The organism is Levilactobacillus hammesii DSM 16381 (genome assembly GCF_001434395.1).
GTDB classification, from domain to species: domain Bacteria; phylum Bacillota; class Bacilli; order Lactobacillales; family Lactobacillaceae; genus Levilactobacillus; species Levilactobacillus hammesii.
On sequence record NZ_AZFS01000060.1, the window covers coordinates 205671 to 225723 of the forward strand.

Genomic DNA, 20053 nt, shown 5'->3' on the forward strand with positions numbered 1-20053 from the left:
GGAGGCACATCATGCGTAAACGGGCACGGGTCATTTATAATCCAACTTCAGGTCGTGAAGCCCTGAAGAAAGACCTGATTGACATTCTAGCGGTGTTTGAACAGGCGGGGTACGAAACGAGTGCCTTTGCAACGACAGCCGACCCTAATTCGGCACAAAACGAAGCAACTCGCGTGGCGAAAGCCGGGTTCGAGTTGATCGTGGCTGCTGGGGGTGATGGGACAATCAATCAGGTGGTTAACGGGATTGCTGGATTACCACATCGTCCTAAAATGGCCATTATTCCTGCCGGTACCACGAATGATTATGCCCGGGCTTTACACATCCCGCGCGAAGATCCGTTGGCGGCAGCGAAGGTTGTATTGAAGGACCAAACGATTAAGATGGACATTGGTCAGGCGGGCGAAACGTATTTTATTAACATTGCCGGTGGGGGACTACTGACGGAGTTAACTTACGACGTCCCATCCAACTTGAAATCCATCTTTGGCTACCTGGCATACCTGTTAAAGGGTGCCGAATTGTTGCCACGGATCAAACCCATTGATATGGACTTGACCTACGATGGTGGCCATTTCCGTGGTAAAGCGTCCATGTTTCTTCTGGCGTTAACCAATTCCATCGGGGGCTTCGAGCAGATTGTGCCCGACGCTGCCTTGGATGACGGAAAGTTCACCATGATCATCGTGAAGACCGCCAGCATGCCGGAAATTTTGCGGCTGATGGGGCTGGTTCTGAACGGGGGCAAGCACATCAACGATCCACACATTATCTACAAGAAGACCAGCAAGGTGATTGCCAAGCCAGTCGAGGAGCGGATGATGATTAATCTGGATGGTGAATATGGTGGTGACGCACCGATGAAGTTCCGTAACTTGGGACAACACATCGAGATGTATGCCAACCTAGATGCCATTCCGGATTCAGCGGTGACGAGTGAATCACCGGAAGTTCTGGAAGCAGAACAGCGCTTCGTTAAGCAGGTTGAAAGCTTGCCTGATGGGGAACGTGAAACGGAAGATTAAGATACTGAGGGATTTTGCACGGACTTTTGGGGCAAAATCCCTTTCTCATTAAGGAGTACACATGAAAACTAAAGCACCAGTAGCAAAGAATGAACGTCTCGACGTGACCATCGCCGATTTAACTTATCAGGGGATGGGTGTCGCTAAAGTCGATGACTTCCCATTATTTATCGAAAACGCCTTACCTGGTGAAGAATTAACTATCCAGGTCACCAAGGTGCAAAGCCATTACGGTTTTGCCCGGGCAATCACCTGGAAGACCGAATCACCTGACCGCGTGAAGGATGTTGACAAGACTTACCGGCAAACGGGGATTGCGCCACTTCAACACTTGGCTTACCCAGCCCAATTGAAGTTCAAGCAGCATCAGATTGCGGAATTGTTCAGCAAGGATCATCAAGACGTTGAAGTCGCACCAACTTTAGGGATGGACAATCCTACCCAGTATCGGAACAAGGCCCAAGTGCCCGTTCGGATGATCAAGGGGCAGTTGGAAACGGGCTTCTACCGGCAACACAGCCATGAGCTGATCCCATTGACGGACTTTTACATTCAAGATCCAGCCATCGACGCTGCGATTGTAAAGGTTCGCGACATTCTGCGTCAGTTTGAAATTCCTGCTTACAACGAAATCAATGACAAGGGTGTCATTCGGAACATCATGGTTCGGCGGGGCTACTACAGTCATGAAATGATGATTGTTTTAATCAGCCGGACGCAAAAAATGCCAAGTCAAGCCCAATTGGTTGATCAAATTCACCAGGCCTTACCAGAAGTCACGAGCATCGTTCTGAACGTGAATGCCAAGAAGACGAATGTCATCATGGGGAACGTCACGCGGACGCTGTACGGCAAGCCTACGATTGAGGATAGCCTGTTAGGGTTGACCTTCGCCATTTCGGCGCGGTCATTCTACCAAGTGAACCCACAACAGACGGAAAAGCTCTACCAGATGGCTATCGACAAGGCTGGCTTGACCGGCAAAGAGACCGTTATCGATGCTTACTGTGGGATCGGGACGATTTCATTGGCTTTGGCCAAGCATGCTAAGCAGGTCTATGGGGTTGATATTGTCCCTGAAGCGATCGAAGACGCCAAGGTTAATGCCCAAAAGAATCATTTGAGCAACGTGACCTTCGAGGTTGATAAGGCCGAAACGCAAATGGCCAAGTGGCAGGAAGCCGGCCTGAAGCCCGATGTTGTGGTGGTTGATCCCCCACGTAAGGGTCTGGCTGAAAGCCTGATCGACGCGACTGCTAAGATGGCGCCTAAGAAGGTTGTCTACGTGAGCTGCAACCCGGCAACGTTGGTTCGTGACGTGGCGCGGTTCCAAGAATTGGGTTACGCTATCGACGGGCCGATCCAACCCGTTGATCAATTCCCACAAACGCCTCACGTGGAAAGTGTCACGGTTTTAGTGAAAAAGTAAAGTCAAGATACGCGGTTGCCGTTAAGGTGACCGCGTTTTTTGTACAGGAGAGGTTACCCTCCCAAGGGCCGATTTTAGCAATCTGGGTTTAAGGGGAACGGAATAAACAGCTGACGATTTTGGGATGGACTGACGAATACGTCTCCCCAAATTGAACCTAAAACAATTGATTTTATACAAAATTTCGAATAAACAACGGCTTACTTAAAATTAGTAATCTTAATGACTTGACGTAATTTTGCACACGCGACACGCTAATGAAATCTTGCTTTCAACACGTAAACCGGTTTACTGAAAAGGACAAAATTACTTGTTCAAGGTAACACAATCAACGGGGTTGCTGAACATAATTTCAAATTTCTACTTTACAAACGTGCACGAATCCGTTATGCTAATTGTGATAAATGAAAGGGGTTTCATACAATGACATTAACGACTGCACAATTAGCAAAATACATGGACCACACTAACTTAAAGGCCGACGCCACTGAAGCCAGCATCAAACAAACTTGTGACGAAGCCAAGCAATTTGACACGGCATCTGTCTGTGTTAACTCTTACTGGATTCCGTTCGTTGCTGAGCAATTGAAGGACAGCGACGTTAACCCAATCGCCGTTGTTGGATTCCCACTAGGCGCTATGGCTACTGATAGCGAAGTCTTTGAAGCCAACAAGGCCATCGATGACGGTGCCGAAGAAATCGACATGGTTATCAACGTTGGTGAATTGAAGTCCGGTAACAACGATAAGGTTGGCAAGGATATCTTGGCTTTGGCTGAAGCCGTTCATACCAAAGGCAAATTGCTGAAAGTTATCTTGGAAACTTGCCTGTTGAATAACGAAGAAATTATCCGGGCTTGCAAGTTGAGTGAACAAGCCGGTGCCGATTTCGTCAAGACGTCAACTGGGTTCTCAACTGCAGGTGCTAAGATCGATGACGTTAAATTAATGCGTGAAACTGTGGGCGATCGCTTAGGCGTTAAGGCTTCCGGTGGAATTCACAGCAAGGACGAAGCCTTAGCTATGATTGATGCCGGTGCCAGTCGTTTAGGTGTCAGTGCAACGGTTGCCATCTTAACGGGCGAAGCTACTGGGACGAAGTCAGGTTACTAAAATTAAGTGAGTGAAAGTGGGGATACGGATATGAAGTTCAAACGAATTTTCGGTTTAGTTATGGATTCTGTCGGGACGGGGGCCGCACCGGACTCTGTGAACTACGGTGACGAGGGGGCTGATACCCTGGGTCACGTGGGTCATTACTACGCGGGCAAGCTAGCCTTACCGAACCTGGCTAAATTGGGGATATCCAATCTCCGGGATACACCCATCGAAGGTGTTCCCGTAACTGACGCACCCAAGGCTTACTACGGAAAGATGCAAGAAATCTCTGCCGGTAAGGATTCCATGGATGGTCACTGGGAAATGATGGGTTTGCCCGTACGTAAGGCCCTGAGTACCTATCCAAATGGCTTCCCAGCTGATTTATTAAAGAAATTGGAAACGTTTTCTGGGCGGAAGATCATTGGTAACCGGCCCGAATCCGGCACCAAGATTATTGCCGAGTTGGGTGAACAACAGATGGCTAAGGGCGATTTGATTGTTTATACGTCTGGTGATTCCGTCTTACAGATTGCGGCTCACGAAGATATTATTCCACTCGATGAGCTTTACAAGATTTGTGAATACGCACGTTCATTGGTCAACGGTCCGGAAAACCTAATTGGACGGGTTATCGCTCGGCCATACGTGGGACCGGATGCGGAACACTTTACGCGGACGGCTAACCGGCGGGACTTTACGTTGGAACCCACTGACGAGACCGATATGGATCGTCTCCAAGCCGCTGGTGTTCACGTGGTTGGCGTTGGTAAGATCAACGATATCTTCTCCGGACACGGGATCGACGAAGGCTACCATAACGAAAGTAACATGGACGGGATGGACCACGTTGACCATGTGATGCAAGAAGACTTCACGGGATTTTGCTTCATTAACTTGGTTGATTTCGATGCGATGTACGGTCACCGGCGGAATCCTAAAGGCTTCGGCCAAGCCCTGATGGACTTTGACCAACGGCTGGGAACGGTGATGGCCAACATGCACGATGACGATCTGTTAATGATTACCGCCGATCATGGGAACGACCCAACCTATACGGGGACGGACCACACCCGTGAATTTGTCCCACTGTTGGCTTACTCACCAAGCTTCAAGCAAGGGGGTAGCCTGGGTATTCGGTCACCATTCTCGGACTTCGGAGCCACTGTGTTGGATAACTTTGGCGTGGCTGGTAACGATGCTGGTCACAGTTTCTTAGCTGACTTGAACTAGAGCAACCAAGGAGGATAACCATCATGAGTAACCATTTGGAAGCAAAAATGGGCGATATCGCCGACACTGTCTTAATGCCAGGGGACCCATTACGGGCCAAGTACATCGCAGAAAATTTCTTGGAAAATCCGGTTTGTTATAACAAGGTTCGTAATGCCTTTGGGTACACGGGAACGTACAAGGGCCACCGAATCTCCGTTCAAGGAACTGGGATGGGGATTCCATCCATCTCGATTTACGCCCATGAGTTAATCAACGACTACGGCGCTAAGAAGTTGTTCCGGGTAGGGACGGCCGGTGGGATGAGCCCCGACGTTCACGTCCGCGACGTGGTCTTGGCACAAGGCTCAACGACGGACTCAGCCATCATTCACAATACGTTTGGCGGCGGTATCTATTACGCAACGTTGAGTGACTTTGGTCTGCTGGATGCGGCTTACCACGCGGCTAAGGACATGCAGATTCCGGTTAAGGTGGGGAACATCCTCGCTGAAGACCGTTTCTACAACGACGAAATGGACCGGCAGAAGCTGGTGGACTACGGCGTGATTGCGACGGAAATGGAATCGGCGGCACTCTTCTTGATTGCTGCGAAGTATCACGTGAAGGCCTTGTCTGTTCTGACCATTAGTAATCACTTGGTTACCGGTGAATCCACTAGTCCTGAAGAACGGGAAACATCCTTTAATGACATGATCAAGGTGGCATTAGAGGCCGCAATCGCTGATTAGGTTCCTCATGATCGGCGTGTCAATTTACAAATAAAAGTGGGTGGCGACTGGCAGCATCCGGGTTAGCGACGATTTAATCGTGGCGAGCACCGGCGTGACTGCCAGTTTCCGCATCGCAAGATTTAAGGACAAGAAGGAGGGCAACACTTATGGCGGAGACGACAGATCAACGGTTAGCGCAGAGTTTGGCCGTTGCCAAGATGTACTACCAGTCAGATCAGAGTCAAAGCCAGATTGCCCATCAGTTGGGAATTTCCCGGCCAACCGTTTCCCGGCTATTACAGTTTGCCAGAGAGCAGGGCCTGGTCCGGATTCAAATCGTGGATCCAGTTCAGGATGTTCAAACGTTGGAACAGGCCCTGACGCGTGCCTACCGCGTGGAAGTTCACGTGGTCCCGACCCAATTAACTGCGGCCAGCGAGCTGCTCAACACGGTCGGTCAGTACGCGGCACACTATCTCGAAGAAATCGTGACAGAACACGACATTATCGGGATCGGTTGGGGGAAAACCATCTATGCCATTGGCTCGAATCTACAGCCCGATACGTTAACCGGTGTCGAGGTGATTCAACTTAAAGGAAGTGTGAGCTATTCTACGGAGCACACGTACGCCTATGAAAGTATTGACGCCTTTGCCAACGCCTTCCACGCGGTGCCCCAATACTTACCGTTGCCGGTCATCTTTGACCACCAACAAACTAAGGAATTGGTGGAAGCTGAGCGACACATTCAATACCTCCTTGAGTTGGGGAGAAAAGCCAACATTGCGATTTATTCCGTGGGGACGGTTCGGAGTTCCGCCCTGGTCTTTCAATTGGGGTACTTGCAGAATCAGGAGAAAGATTTCTTGCAGGCACACGCGGTGGGGGATATCTTCTCCCGCTACATCGACGAAAATGGTGAAGTCGTCGATCCTAAATTGAACCAGCGGACCATTGGCATTGACCTGGATAATCTGCGCCAGAAGGAACATTCCATTCTGGTCGCAGCGGGTGATGCCAAGATTCCGGCAGTCAAAGCGGCTTTGTTGGGTGGTTACCCAAATTGTCTGATTATTGATCAACACGCAGCAGCACAACTACTGAAGGTTACCCCGGCGGTGAAGTCGCGGTAACGGCATCCAATTAGAAATGGAGTGGCTGAAACATGAGAATGGTTGACATTATTGATAAGAAACGTAACGGTGGCGAACTGACTAAGGAAGAAATCCAAACTTTCGTGGACGGCGTTGTTTCCGGTGAAATTCCTGATTACCAAACCAGTGCCTTTTTAATGGCAACTTACTTCAAGGACATGACCGATGCAGAACGTTCTGAACTGACTATGGCCATGATGAAGTCTGGTGACCATTTGGACTTGTCCAGTATCGATGGGCTCAAAGTAGATAAGCACTCAACGGGTGGTGTCGGCGATAAGACCAGTATTCCGTTGGCCCCAATCGTTGCGGCACTAGGCATTCCAGTGCCCATGATTTCCGGCCGTGGGCTGGGTCATACGGGTGGTACTTTGGATAAATTGGAAGCGATTCCAGGTTACCAAGTTGAAATCAGTGAAGCTGACTTTATCAAACAAGTGAAAAACCAAGGTCTGGCCATCGTTGGGGCCACGGGTAACATTGCGCCCGCCGATAAGAAGATCTACGGCTTGCGGGATGTGACCGATACGGTGGACTCCATTCCACTGATTGCCAGTTCCATTATGAGTAAGAAGATTGCTTCTGGGACGGATGCGTTGGTCATTGACGTGAAGACGGGGTCCGGTGCCTTTATGAAGACGCTCGATGATTCTCGTGAGTTGGCCAAAGCCTTGGTTGGTATCGGGAAAGGGGTCGGCATGAACTGCATGGCGATTATTTCCGATATGAATCAACCTCTGGGGAATGCCATTGGGAACGCCCTCGAAATCAAGGAATCCATCGACCTGTTGAAGGGCCAAGCGCCAGCCGATATTACCGACTTGGTTCTGACCTTAGGTTCTTACATGGTCGTCATGTCCGGTAAGACAGATAGTATGGATGAAGCACGGGCCATGTGTGAAAAGACCATTGAAGACGGCTCTGCTCTGAAGAAGTTCGGGGACATGGTCGAAGCTCAAGGCGGGGATCGCAGCGTCATTGATCATCCAGAAATCATGCCACAAGCAACCTACAAGATTCCATTACCTGCCAAGACTAGCGGTGTCGTTAGCCGTGTCGAAGCTGATGAAATGGGTGTTGCCAGCATGCTGCTTGGTGGTGGCCGTCAAAAGGCCGACGACAAACTGGATTACGCCGTTGGGATCATGATGAACAAGAAGGTCGGCGACAAGGTTGAAGCCGGCGAACCCTTATTAACCATCTACAGTGATCGTGAAAACGTGGATGACATCAAGGACCTGCTGTACGCTAATATTGAAATTAGCGATTCAGCGGAACCCTTCACGCTGATTCACGAAACGGTGCGGTAGTCGTCCTGCACATTTGTGCTTGGCCTGAATTGGGCGAGAACGAGCTGGTTTCTGGATGAGCGCTGAAACGGCTCTTCGCTTAAACAGGGCAGGTGGCTACTGTAGCCATTAGATTCAAGATTTTTCCGTTTGCATAACTTAACCACACACACTTGAAGGAAGCTGACGCGGAGGCGTTGGCTTCTTTTTGACCTCTCAATAATACTAACGAAATTTTTCCGGATTTAGTCTCACTAAAGTTTGGTTAGACTCCAATTACTCTATTATTAGAAGATGGAAAGTTGGTCTATAACTGGGCAACAGGGCGGTCTCTTCGCCTTACCGGTCGGCTTACGTAGTATTCTTAGGTGACTGGTTTAATGACGGTTATAGTCGTTATTCGTTGGACCAAAAAGCACAAAGCCGCCACTTTTCCAACCGTTGTTGTGATAAAACACAATCAGAGCCGGAGGAGGCCAGGGATGGCCCCAGCCGTGAAAGTGGTGTTAGCTGGCGTTTTTTCAGCCAGTTTACAGCACGGGCGACTTTGGAGACACGTGGTCTTCGTGGCTCCAAAGCGAGCGAGAAGACTGGTGTTCTTCCAGGCTGAAGCGTCCCCACAGCAGGCGGAATCCCTGGCAGCCGGAGCGCGTCCTTTAATGGCGTGAATCCTTCACCAATGTTGGAACAAGGTAGGCGTTTCATCTTTCAACCCTTAGTTAATGAGATAGTAGTTAATAGGAAGAAAAGATAATAAAACGAATACTTTTTGGTTGAAGTTGTGCTTGCCTCAAAGTGAACGCTTCCAGAAAAATATAAAATTAGCCTAAAGTTTATTGAATTGGTCAAACAATTTTTATTTGCTGAAAAGCAGACAATATCAGTGACAGCGCCCCTCTTTTTGTTTAGAATTTAGGTATAGTCAAACCATTCGAACGACAGGGGATGTTACCGCCATGCTGGACAATTTATTAGCGGTTATTCAAGAAGAAAATTTATCAGAACAGCTTTATCATAGCCTTGTGGGCTTAGAAGTCGAAGAACAGCGCATTGATCAGCATGGCCAGTTGAGTCGACGGCCGCATCCCCATAATTTTGGATCGCGGACGTTCCATCCGTATTTTCAGACCGACTTTACTGAGAGTCAGCTGGAAGTCATTACGGACCCTAATCCCAATATTGGGGGGACGCTGGATCAGTTAGACACGTTGCAGACGGTTGCTTACAGAACGCTTGAGGGTGATGATCGAATTTGGCCACTGAGTATGCCCCCCGTGATGACGGATACGGATCTGCAATTTGTGGCCGACCACTTTGACCGTCCGGCCGTTAAGCCATATCGTGAATACTTGGTTAAGAAGTATGGCTTGCAGCACGGCTGTATGACGGGGGTACACGTGAATTACAGTATTCCCGATCCCGTCATTCACCGGCTGTTTAGTCATTACACAGCGGAATTTGAAACCATTGTGGCCTTCAAGAATGCGTTGTACTTCCGCATTGCCCAGAACTTTGTCCGCTACCAGTGGTTGCTGACCTACTTGTTCGGCGCCAGTCCCATTGCGGAGAAGGGCTTTTTTGAAACGATGCCTAGCGAGCTGGCCGAACCGGTTCGTAGTATTCGCAATAGTCGCTTTGGTTTTGTCAATCGGCCGGAAGAACAAGTGACCTATGCGTCATTGGAAAGTCATCTGAAGCAATTGCAGCGGATGATCGATGAGGGCACTTACTTCTCTGCACATGAATTTTATGGGCCCGTTCGGTTAAAGGGACAAGCCAATGCCAAGGACTTTTTGACCGGGGGCATTCAATACCTGGAGCTACGGGATTTTGATAACACGCCACTGACGCCCAATGGGATTAGCCGTCACGCGTTATACTTTTTGAAAATGTTTATGATTTATCTGATGACCCAGCCCCTGCCAGCGGATCGGGCCCTGGAAGTATTGGCAACCGGGCGACAGCGTAATCAGGCCGTTGCTCTGGAGAACCCTTTAGCAGCAACGCAATTTCAGGCGAACGGTCAGCGGATCTTTCGGGAAATGCGTGCCATGGCCGACCAGTTAAACGCCCACAATGAACAGTGGGGGGCTATCGATGATCTAGAAGAGGTGTTGATGCACCCTGAGTTGACCCCGGCTGCTAAACTGGTGGCGCACCTTGAGCACGGAAGCCTGATGAAGTTTGGTCAGCGGGTGGCCCGGCAGTGGTACCATGATCGGATCGCGGCCCCACAGCTGTTGCCCAAGATGCCACGCTTGCGCGAAGATACGCAACGCCTGATCATGACGGCTTTACAGTTGGGGATTAAGTTCTATCAGGTGCGGGATGAAGACGGTGAGGATATGTTTATGTTTACCTTCGACGGTATCACCCAAGTCCTGCAAGAGCGGGATACGCAGGGAAAGGTTCCAGAAGAACTCTTGCGCCGGTTATTTCCTGATCTGCCAGATTTACCAGCACCCCTAGATTATGGGGACGTAAAATAAATTTTAAAATTTTTTTGGAAATAAAATAGCAGATTTTTGTGTCATCCATGAAAATTGTTTTCACTTACTAAATTTCAGCATTCGCGGTCATCGTTGCCCGTGAATGGGGGCCTCACGGATCATCCGTGGGGTTTTTTTTGGCCGCTTTCTGAAAATGAATTGCTTCACAAATAGCCAATCGGCCCTTGAAAGCCTTTTAGTTTTATGATAATGTAAACGATGTCGCTTGACGTAAAACGGTTTACATACGATTTTTAGTCAACTAATTTGTCAAATGCAAAGGGTTGTCCCTTGAAAAATTGACAGAGTTGGAAAAGGGTTGCACGTGTACCAGTGATCAATTTAGTTAAAAAGGAGAAATATCTTATGAAAAAGACGACCGTTATTAATTCCGAATTATCTACGGTAATTGCCGGCATGGGCCACATGGATTGGTTGAGTATCGGTGATGCGGGGATGCCCGTTCCTATGGGAACCAAGAAGATTGACTTAGCCTTAACTAAGCAATTACCTAGTTTTCAAGATGTTTTGAAGAATATCTTGGCCGAACTTGAAGTTCAAAAAATCTACTTGGCCGATGAAATCAAAACGCAAAACCCAGAACAATTAGCTGCCATCAAGGAATTGTTACCTAATGTTGAGATTGAATACATGCCACATAGTCAATTGAAGAAGGACTTAGCGCAAACGCACGCCTTCGTTCGGACTGGTGAAATGACGCCATTCTCTAACATCATTCTTGAATCTGGCGTTACCTTTTAAGCTTAATTAATTAGTCTTCATAAAACGTTTTACCTCAATTCATTATAAAGGAGTCTTTACCATGCAAGCAGTTGAATCGAAGCACGGTTGGACTCAGCTGGCCGATGGCTATCTGAGCAAAACCCCGCTATTCCAATTTATCTTAGTGTCTCTGATCTTCCCATTGTGGGGGACGGCCGCTAGTTTAAATGATATCTTAATCACCCAGTTCAAGACGGTCTTCATGTTGAACGATGCCGCTACGGCCTTCGTTCAAAGTGCCTTCTACGGTGGTTACTTCTTAATTGCCATTCCAGCCTCATTAATTATCAAAAAGAACAGTTATAAATTTGCTATTATGACCGGGCTGATCTTCTACATCGTGGGTTGTGGGTTGTTCTTCCCAGCTTCTCACTTGGCTACTTACAGTATGTTCTTAGTTGCCATCTTCGCGATTGCCATTGGGTTGAGTTTCTTGGAAACCTCTTGTGACACTTACAGTTCGATGCTTGGACCGAAAGCCAACGCGACGATGCGGTTAAACTTCTCACAAACCTTGGTGCCACTTGGTGACATCATGGGGATCGTTCTTGGGAAGTACCTGATCTTCGGTTCCGTTGACAACTTGGCTAACAAGATGAGCACGATGCACGGTGCTGCACGGTTAGCTTACGGTGAAAAGATGCTGCAACTGACTTTACGGCCATACAAGTACATCTTGATTGTGCTGATTGTGATGTTCGTCATCTTTGCTTTATCACCAATGCCTCGTGCCAAGGCTACTAAGACGGTTGAAGGTTCCGATGAAGCCGTTGAAGATCGTCCTAGCTTAGGCGAAACGATCAAGTACCTGTCACACAACAAGCGTTACATGAAGGGTGTTTTAACACAATTCTTCTACGCTGGTTTACAGACGACGGTTTGGTCATTCACGATTCGTTTAGCTTTGAACTTGAACCATCAGATTACGGATAGTGCCGCTTCTACCTTCATGATCTACAGCTACATTGCTTGGTTCGTGGGTAAATTGGTCGCTAACGTCTTCATGAGTAAGTTCTCAATCACGGGTGTCTTGACTTGGTTCTCCCTGTTAGGGACGTTGGCCTTAGTCGTAACGTTCACGATTCCTAGCATGATCGCGGTATACTCAGCCATCTTGACCAGCTTCTTCTTCGGTCCAGAATGGCCAACGATCTACACCCACACGTTGGATGCTATCGATGAAAAGCGTTACACGGAAACTGGTGGGGCCATCATCGTTATGGCTTTGATCGGTGGGGCTATTATCCCAGCCATCCAAGGTTTGGTTTCAGATGCTTCTGGTTCAATGCAATTCTCATTCGTTGTCCCAACGCTCTGCTACGCCTTGATCACGTTGTACTTCTTCCTGGAACACCGTTTCGAAAAGAAGCACCCAGAAGAAATGCAAGAACACTAATTTTTAATCTATCAGTTAACTTAAGCCAGTCGGTCTCTCTGCCGACTGGCTTTTTTTGTGTTGGATTAGAAATGGTACGGGGAACCCCGTCTTGGGCTATGTCTTGGCGGCAGAACTAGGCCTCATAGGGCTTATGAGAACGTTTCTGCCCATTACTGGGGGAGTTTTGCATCACGGGAGAAAATGGCTGACACACGTTTTTAGAGCACTAAAAAACCGTGAGTCGGTTTTGGATAACCGACTCACGGTGGTTGTTAAAGTCTAAGGGATGAAACGGGCTACTGGGCCTTGTCACGGCGCCGTTGGTGAATAAAGTAAATTGGTAAACCCACTAAGGTTAACGCCAATCCTGTTGCCGCTAGGCCAGTTTCTGTGACCAGGGTGGTGACCACAATGAAGATCCCACCAACTAGGGCAATCAGCGGGACCAGAGGGAAGCCAGGCACCTTATACGGCCGGACCAACTCGGGTTCCCGTTTACGCAGGACAAAGATAGCAATGAAGATGAGACAGTTGAATAGCCACATGACAAAGACCAGCATGTCAGTCAGAATATCGAAGCTACCCATCAGCATCATCAATAGGGCGATCCCAAACTGGACAACCCCGGCAAAGTAGGGGACATAGGTCCGGCGTGAGAGACGGCTAAAGTATTTCGACAGCGGCAGGCTATCTTCGGTGGCCAAAGCGTAGGGCACCCGCATCCCCGTCATGGTGTAGCCGTTAATGGCCCCATAGACGGAGATGAGAATCCCAATGGTGACTAGCTTACCCCCAAATTGACCAAAGAGTTTCATGGCAGCATCAGCCGCCGCGTTTTGGTTACCCGCGATCAAATCAATAGGTAAGGTTCGCAAGAAGACCAGGTTAATCAGCGTGTAAACAACGGTGATTAAGGCCAATCCCAATACGATGGCGCGGGGTAAGTCACGCTCGGGATGCTTCATCTCACCGGCGATGTTGCCAATATTAATCCAGCCATCATAGGCAAACATGGTCGCCAGCAGACTGGAAGCAAAGGCACCACCAAAGCCAATGTGGTCGCCCGTGGTAATTGGCCAGAATTGAATCGTGGTGTGTGCTGGGGCAAAGAGACCAAAGATCACAATGACCGCGATGGGAATGAGCTTAAAGATTAAGGCAATTGATTGCACGCGCCCACCGACGCGCGCACCCAGAAAGTTCAGACCGGTGATACTCAGTCCACAGATGATGGCAATCGGGAGCTTCCAAGCGTTGTCCAGGTGAAAGAGGTTCACAAACTGGACGCCAAAGATGATGGACAGGGCCGCAATATTGGCCGGATAGTAGACCAACATTTGCGCCCAACCCATCAAGAAGCCCACGGGTTTGCCATAGGCGTACTCAAGGTAGCGCATAGCACCACCGGTACGGGGAATGGCGGCAGCGAGCTCTGCGCTGGTCAGACCGGCACAGATGGTTAAAATCCCCCCTAATAGCCAAGCGACTAAGGTCATGTTAGCGGAATGGTTGGCGGCCACCACGCTAGCGGTTTTGAAGAAGACCCCACCACCGATGACGGTTCCCATGACGGTGGCGAGGGCGGTAAACGTGCCGATTTCGCGGCGTAACTCCTTTGCCAAAGTAAAGACTCCTTTTTCTCTCAAATGTTTAGATTTAACCATTATAGCACGGAACCCCTTGCTTCGTGTGGGTTTAGGGGAGTTTTTTCTGGGACCAGAGAAGAGATCTGAAGGCGATATGAGTGCCGGACTGGTCACCTGAAGATAAGACAGCAACAGATTGGATAATGTGCTTCACGGTTAATTTAGACATGGATGGTTTACGGAAAGTAGTCCCATTATGCCGGATTACTTGGCCATAGGCAATGTATTTTATAGCATGAAATTATTAATAAGGGCGGGGAAGTCAAGCTAACTCAAACGGCATCGGCTCATATATAAAGTTATCAATATTGACAGGGGGTGGTGGCTGAGTGCACGAAAAAATGATTGGCAGACCAATAGTTTGGTGTGCCAATCATTTCCAGGTATAGATGATAATTTATAAATTCATTTTTGGCCGTTGGTATCCCTAGTGGAAGGCCATGTTTAGTAACAGGACAATCAGAATCCCGACTACGGAAATCACGGTTTCCAAGACGGTCCAGATACTCAGCGTTTGCTTAACGGTTAAGTCGAAGTATTCTCTGAACATCCAGAACCCGGCATCGTTCACGTGAGAGGCGGCTAAGGAACCAGCGCCGATAGCCAAAACCATCAGTGCGGGATCAACGCCGGCCTGCGCCATCAGTGGGGCAACAATCCCAGCGGCGGTCAATGCGGCCACGGTAGCGGACCCTAAGGCGACCCGCAAAACCACGGCGACTAACCAGCCCAAAATCAGGGGTGACATGTTGGAATCAATAAAGATTTTGGCAACTTCCTTACCGACACCACCGTCAATGAGGACTTGCTTGAAGGCACCACCACCCCCGATAACCAGGAGCAGCATGGCAATGGACTTTACGGCATTTTCAATGGAGGCCATAATCTCCGAGGTCTTGCGCTTCCGACCCCAACCCATGGTAAACATGGCCACAATCAGTGAGATGAGCATGGCAATGGCGGGATCCCCAATCAACGCCACAATCTGGTCGAGCATTGAGGCGTTCTTGGTGGGGGTTGCGCCGCCGTCGACGGTCATCTTGTAGATGGTCGTGATGGCCATCAGGATAACTGGGAACAGGGAGGTCAGTACGGAGAGGCCGAAACTAGGTGATTCGGATGGCTTAAAGGTCTTGATTTCACCTAACGAAGACAAGTTTCCTTTACGCTCAAAGGCGGCCGGTGCGTATCGTTGGGCCAATTTGGTAAACATGGGCCCGGCCACGATGGCACAAGGAATGGCCACGATCAGTCCGAATAACAGAACCTTCCCATCGTTGGCATTCAGAATAGCCGCGATGGCAACGGGTGCCGGGTGAGGGGGTAAGAAACCGTGGGTAACGGACAGAGCGGCTGCCATGGAAATTCCCAAGTAAAGAATGGGCACATCAGCCTCGATAGCGATGGCAAAGACGATTGGAATTAAGAGAACCATCCCAACTTCGAAGAAAAGCGCGATGCCCAGAATAAATGAAGCGAGCATGATGGCCATTTGCAGGCGTTTCTTCCCGAATTTGTCGATCAAAGTGGTTGCAATCACGTAGGCCCCACCGGCGTCGGCAACTAACCGACCCAGCATGGCACCAAATCCAAAGACCAAGGAAAGTTCGCCTAATTGGCTCCCAATCCCGGCCTCAATGGTCGTGGCAATTTTGGTGAGATCCATCCCCAGCAGAATCGCCGTGAGGACGGAGGTTAAGATCAGGGAGACGAAAGTATTGATTTTAAACTTGATGATTAAAACCAATAAAAAAATGACCCCGATAACTAAAGCTATAAGTTCCATAAGGTAAGCCCTTTCATTTTTAGATTTATGAAGAGCCGATGCATCAGCATCGGCTCTTCACTGTAAGCAAACATAATTGTAACCGATTCACTTTGGAATCGCCACGATTATGTTTCATAAATTTTTTGATAGTTTGCTTACTTTCTGAAAACTTAAGGGGCTCAGTTATTTCTTGTCAGAAACGTTTACGTGAGTCCGTTGGTATTCGGCAATATTCTTGTATTCGGATTGCAGTTGCCGACTCAGGCGAATGTAGATCGGAACCAAGGCCCGGTAGGCACTGTAGGTGTCAGGATTTGGATGGTGAACGTTCGCCACACCAATAAAGTTCTTGACTACGGACAGGTCATCGATCATTCCCAGGGCGTACATCCCTAACGTTGCGGCACCTAAGGCCGTTCCTTCAGGACTCTCTGGAATCGTCACATCTTGTTCGAAGATGTCGGCGAGCATTTGCCGCCAAAGGGCAGAACGTGCGAAACCACCGGTTGCTTGGATGCTGGAAGGCTTGCCAACGACTTCTTCCAAGGCCAACATGACCGTGTAGAGGTTGTAGACAATTCCTTCCAATGCAGCTCGGACCATGTGTGCCCGAGAGTGCGTCCGGGTTAAACCAAAGAAGGAACCCCGGGCGTTAGCATCCCAGATTGGGGCCCGTTCGCCACCCAGGAAGGGATGGAAGATCAGGCCATCGGAACCGGCGGGAATCTTTTCGGCGATTTCCGTTAAGAGGTCGTAGGAGTCCACGTGCATCTGTTCGGCAGTCAGCTTTTCGGGTGCGAAGAGTTGATCACGAACCCACCGGAAGACGATTCCCCCGTTGTTAACGGGACCACCGACAACCCAATGATCTTTGGACAGGTAGTAACAGAAGACCCGGCCCTTAGGGTCAATCTTAGGCTTGTCAGTGACAACCCGGACGGCACCGGAAGTTCCGATCGTGACGGCAACGACACCGGGATCGATGGCGTTAACCCCCAGGTTGGCCAGAGGACCATCGGAGGCTCCCATGACAAATGGGGTTTGTGGGTCCATGCCGATGACGCCGGCGTAGTCCGCCTTCATGCCGGTCAATTGGTCAGTGGTGTCAACCAGCTTAGGCAATTGGTCACGGGTAATGCCCGCAACTTCTAGGGCTTGGTCGTCCCAGTCCATGTTGAAGATGTTGAAGAGCCCCGTTGCGTTGGCAATCGAGTAGTCTTCTTGTAAGACACCGAATAATTTGTAAATCACGTATTCTTTGATCCCAACGAACCAACGCGCTTGCTTGAAGAGGTCAGCGTGTTCGTTGCGCAGCCAGATCAGCTTGCTCAGGGGGGTCATCGGGTGAATCGGGGTCCCGGTCTTTTCGTAAAGTTGCTTACCAACGCCGTTTTCACGGAGTTCATCAGCGTATTTTACGGCCCGGTTATCTGCCCAAGTAATGGCCCGTGTCAATGGCTTGTGGTTTTCGTCTAACAGAATCAAGCTATGCATGGCTGCGGAGAACGAGACGCCGTGGAGGTCGCCATTCTTCAAATCAGCCTTCCGTAAAACGGTGGTCATACCATCAATGATGGCGGCGAAGATTTCTTCTGGATCTTCTTCGGCCATATCTGGGACGTCTTGGTAGAGGGGATACAGGTTGTTTGAATAACCTTGCATCTTGCCAGCGGTATCGTAGAGAACGGTCTTGACACTGGTCGTTCCAATATCGACCCCAATCATGTAGTCCATAGTGCTCTTCCTTTCGTGGTGCCTCAGTTTTAAATGAAAAAAATCATTCTGCTTTGAACGATAACGCATTGATCGCTAGAACGCAACGACAACGCTTGCAAAACGCAAGCTACGCTATCAAACGGTCGGTTTCACCGTGCAGATGTAAAATTTCCGTCTCGCCCATTATATGAAAAGAAGTTTCACATTTCAAGTGAAATGTTGTAAAATGTTTACAAAAGGTAATCTTTTAAAAATTGTTGGAAGGGGGCGGCGACTATCGCACGCTCAACCATTGGAAAGATTCGGGGGACGTATGATCAGTTGTCTCGAACGGAGAAAAAGGTGGCCCAGTTGGCCTTAGATAATCCAGCTGTGGTCAGCGAAATGACGATTAAGGAATTAGCAAGTGCCACGGGGGTTTCGACCGCGACCATTTCCCGTTTCGTCAAGCGGATGGACTACTCAAACTATCGGGAATTTACGATGGCTTTGGCCCACACCGCAGCCGAGATGACGCCGCAACAAAATAGTTTTCCGGAACTGGCCGAAGGGGACTCACTCGCCACGATTGCGAACAAAACCTTTCGTTTTTCCATAAATTCTTTACGGGCGACAAATGAAGCATTGAACGAAGATGACCTGGCACGGGCCGTTATTAAAATTATTAACGCCAAAACGGTGGCGTTCTTTGGTCTGGGTGGCTCGGCCGTTGCGGCACTGGATGGCTATCACAAGTTTCTCCGGACACCGCTGAATGTGACCTACCATCCCGACTACGACATTCAACTCATGCAGGCGGCGCGGATGACGGCGCAGGACTGTGCCATTGTGATCTCTCACTCTGGCCGGAATCATGAGACCCTAGAGATTGTACGGGAGCTCAAACGCAACGGAGTGGCCATCATCGTGATTACCAGCTACAGTGGTTCCGAGTTGGCCCAAGCCGCGGCAGTCACCTTCCTGTCACTGACAGACGAAGTGAAGTACCGTTCAGAAGGGATGTACTCGTTGATTTCGCAAATGACGATCCTGGATAGTCTTTTTATGATGACTGTCTTGCGCAGTTCTTCACGTACTAAACCGGTCTTAACCCGCGTTCGAGACGTCATTGAACAGACTCGCTATGATTCTTAGGAGTCATGGTATAATAGACGGCATACCTCTTGGCAAATGATGCGAAGAGGGTGCCGCCTTTGTTGTCACCGACTACTGAGGCGACTCATCCAAGTGAGGCGTCCCGGTGACGGGCAAAATTAGCGTAAAGGAGAACGGTGATTGACGGTGAAACGACGTGACTATCAACCCATATATGACAACACGTTTCGGCGCCGACACCGTTATCGTCGTTGGTTATGGCTGCTGACCGTGTTGGTGGTCATCATTGGCGGCGGCTGGGGCTGGTACCAGTGGGATGCCCATCAACGGGCACAGGTGGCCAGCTATCCCATCAAGGGGGTCACGATCAATCAGGACAGTGGCTACCTGGATTTTCAGCAACTGGCAAAGCACGAGACCTTTGCGTACTTGCAGGCGACGTCTGGTGCCACCTATACCGATGATGATTTTAGCGATAATTATTCGCGATCTCAAGGCGCTGACATCCAGATTGGCGTGGCCCACACCTTTAGCTTTACCACCACGGCGCAACGTCAATATCACCATTTTAAAAATACAGTTAAGCGAAACACGGGAACCTTACCAATTATGGTGGCAGTTAGTTACTATGGTAAATATAATAGTAGCAACGCGGATATGGCCACACAGGGGCAAAAACTCAAGCAGCTGGTGACCCTGCTGAGTGGTCATTATCACCAGGGCGTGGTGGTTTTTGCCAGCAAGTCCGTGCTGACCCAATTTGTCAGGCCGGTCTTGCCCCAACAGGATTATTGGACCGCCGGGGGAAAGCTGTCGGGACACGCTCAGCAGGTCAAGTTGATCGAATATGACGCCAACGGCACGGTTTCCCAAAACGGTCAGGATCTACCGGTCGCCAAATCCGTCTTTAACGGGGACCGACGTGAGTGGCACGCGTTTACGCGATAAAGAAAACATACTAAGAGTGAGACAGAAGGCGTTTAGATCCTGAGCATTAACGTCATAAGGCGGAAAATCCCGGGTTTGGATTATTCTTCTTATGGGGTTAAGCGCAGGGATCTGCCTTCTGTTCCACGTTTCGGCTATATAGGGTTAGAGACACTACCCTGAGCATTGACGTGATAACAGGGATTATGCCCGGTCTTGGCGTCATTTCTGTTATCGGATTAAGCGCAACAAACGGTTCTTTGTCAACGGTTGTTGATGAGGAGATCTTCAGAGGTTCAATTCACTTGCG

General features: G+C 49.3%; 15 protein-coding genes. 12 read left to right on the forward strand and 3 right to left on the reverse strand.

Going from position 1 to position 20053, the window contains the following annotated elements:
* Positions 1-11 precede the first annotated feature (11 nt).
* The 10 genes from FD28_RS08705 (at position 12) to fucP (ending at position 12609) form a co-directional block, all read left to right on the forward strand.
* Positions 12-1025: a diacylglycerol kinase gene (locus tag FD28_RS08705; protein ID WP_057734620.1), complete on the forward strand. Its 1014-nt coding sequence runs from the start codon at positions 12-14 to the stop codon at positions 1023-1025.
* Positions 1026-1086: 61 nt separating this feature from the next.
* Positions 1087-2454: a 23S rRNA (uracil(1939)-C(5))-methyltransferase RlmD gene (gene rlmD, locus FD28_RS08710; RefSeq protein WP_057734622.1), complete on the forward strand. Its 1368-nt coding sequence runs from the start codon at positions 1087-1089 to the stop codon at positions 2452-2454.
* Between the two features lie 423 nt (positions 2455-2877).
* Entirely contained in the window at positions 2878-3567 is a 690-nt protein-coding gene (deoC, locus tag FD28_RS08715; protein ID WP_057734624.1) for a deoxyribose-phosphate aldolase, read from the forward strand.
* A gap of 30 nt (positions 3568-3597) precedes the next feature.
* On the forward strand, positions 3598-4785 hold the full coding sequence (locus tag FD28_RS08720; RefSeq protein WP_057734625.1) for a phosphopentomutase: 1188 nt from the start codon (positions 3598-3600) through the stop codon (positions 4783-4785).
* A 23-nt stretch (positions 4786-4808) separates the two neighbouring features.
* The gene (gene deoD / locus FD28_RS08725) at positions 4809-5516 is read left to right on the forward strand and encodes a purine-nucleoside phosphorylase (RefSeq protein ID WP_057734627.1); all 708 of its coding nucleotides are present in this window, start codon (positions 4809-4811) and stop codon (positions 5514-5516) included.
* A 149-nt stretch (positions 5517-5665) separates the two neighbouring features.
* Positions 5666-6631, forward strand: coding sequence for a sugar-binding transcriptional regulator (locus FD28_RS08730; RefSeq protein WP_057734629.1), 966 nt, complete (start codon positions 5666-5668; stop codon positions 6629-6631).
* Positions 6632-6663: 32 nt separating this feature from the next.
* On the forward strand, positions 6664-7962 hold the full coding sequence (locus FD28_RS08735) for a pyrimidine-nucleoside phosphorylase (protein WP_057734631.1): 1299 nt from the start codon (positions 6664-6666) through the stop codon (positions 7960-7962).
* 935 nt (positions 7963-8897) lie between these two features.
* Entirely contained in the window at positions 8898-10430 is a 1533-nt protein-coding gene (locus FD28_RS08745) for a gamma-glutamylcysteine synthetase (protein ID WP_057734635.1), read from the forward strand.
* Between the two features lie 366 nt (positions 10431-10796).
* Positions 10797-11192 carry a D-ribose pyranase gene (gene rbsD, locus FD28_RS08750; protein WP_057734637.1) on the forward strand — a complete coding sequence of 132 codons (396 nt, stop codon included), beginning with the start codon at positions 10797-10799 and terminating at the stop codon, positions 11190-11192.
* A gap of 61 nt (positions 11193-11253) precedes the next feature.
* Entirely contained in the window at positions 11254-12609 is a 1356-nt protein-coding gene (gene fucP, locus FD28_RS08755; RefSeq protein ID WP_057734639.1) for an L-fucose:H+ symporter permease, read from the forward strand.
* Positions 12610-12887: 278 nt separating this feature from the next.
* Here the strand turns inward: fucP and FD28_RS08760 are convergent, their stop codons facing one another.
* The 3 genes from FD28_RS08760 to gntK all read right to left on the reverse strand — a co-directional run bounded on the left by FD28_RS08760 (position 12888) and on the right by gntK (position 17739).
* Positions 12888-14213, reverse strand: a complete 1326-nt coding sequence (locus FD28_RS08760; RefSeq protein WP_268888935.1) for an APC family permease — start codon at positions 14211-14213, stop codon at positions 12888-12890.
* A 451-nt stretch (positions 14214-14664) separates the two neighbouring features.
* Complete coding sequence (locus tag FD28_RS08765) at positions 14665-16023, reverse strand: gluconate:H+ symporter (protein WP_057734643.1); 1359 nt, start codon at positions 16021-16023, stop codon at positions 14665-14667.
* Between the two features lie 165 nt (positions 16024-16188).
* The gene (gene gntK / locus FD28_RS08770) at positions 16189-17739 is read right to left on the reverse strand and encodes a gluconokinase (RefSeq protein WP_057734645.1); all 1551 of its coding nucleotides are present in this window, start codon (positions 17737-17739) and stop codon (positions 16189-16191) included.
* 303 nt (positions 17740-18042) lie between these two features.
* Between gntK and FD28_RS08775 the strand changes: the two genes are divergently transcribed.
* Together FD28_RS08775 and FD28_RS08780 are read left to right on the forward strand one after the other, a co-directional pair.
* Complete coding sequence (locus FD28_RS08775) at positions 18043-18855, forward strand: MurR/RpiR family transcriptional regulator (protein WP_211089303.1); 813 nt, start codon at positions 18043-18045, stop codon at positions 18853-18855.
* A gap of 147 nt (positions 18856-19002) precedes the next feature.
* Positions 19003-19764: a GH25 family lysozyme gene (locus FD28_RS08780; protein WP_057734667.1), complete on the forward strand. Its 762-nt coding sequence runs from the start codon at positions 19003-19005 to the stop codon at positions 19762-19764.
* Positions 19765-20053: the final 289 nt, after the last annotated feature.

Coding starts and splice junctions, on each gene's coding strand:
- FD28_RS08705 (WP_057734620.1), top strand. CDS start 12: ATGCGTAAACGGGCACGGGTCATTTATAATCCAACTTCAGGTCGTGAA.
- rlmD (WP_057734622.1), top strand. CDS start 1,087: ATGAAAACTAAAGCACCAGTAGCAAAGAATGAACGTCTCGACGTGACC.
- deoC (WP_057734624.1), top strand. CDS start 2,878: ATGACATTAACGACTGCACAATTAGCAAAATACATGGACCACACTAAC.
- FD28_RS08720 (WP_057734625.1), top strand. CDS start 3,598: ATGAAGTTCAAACGAATTTTCGGTTTAGTTATGGATTCTGTCGGGACG.
- deoD (WP_057734627.1), top strand. CDS start 4,809: ATGAGTAACCATTTGGAAGCAAAAATGGGCGATATCGCCGACACTGTC.
- FD28_RS08730 (WP_057734629.1), top strand. CDS start 5,666: ATGGCGGAGACGACAGATCAACGGTTAGCGCAGAGTTTGGCCGTTGCC.
- FD28_RS08735 (WP_057734631.1), top strand. CDS start 6,664: ATGAGAATGGTTGACATTATTGATAAGAAACGTAACGGTGGCGAACTG.
- FD28_RS08745 (WP_057734635.1), top strand. CDS start 8,898: ATGCTGGACAATTTATTAGCGGTTATTCAAGAAGAAAATTTATCAGAA.
- rbsD (WP_057734637.1), top strand. CDS start 10,797: ATGAAAAAGACGACCGTTATTAATTCCGAATTATCTACGGTAATTGCC.
- fucP (WP_057734639.1), top strand. CDS start 11,254: ATGCAAGCAGTTGAATCGAAGCACGGTTGGACTCAGCTGGCCGATGGC.
- FD28_RS08765 (WP_057734643.1), bottom strand. CDS start 16,023: ATGGAACTTATAGCTTTAGTTATCGGGGTCATTTTTTTATTGGTTTTA.
- gntK (WP_057734645.1), bottom strand. CDS start 17,739: ATGGACTACATGATTGGGGTCGATATTGGAACGACCAGTGTCAAGACC.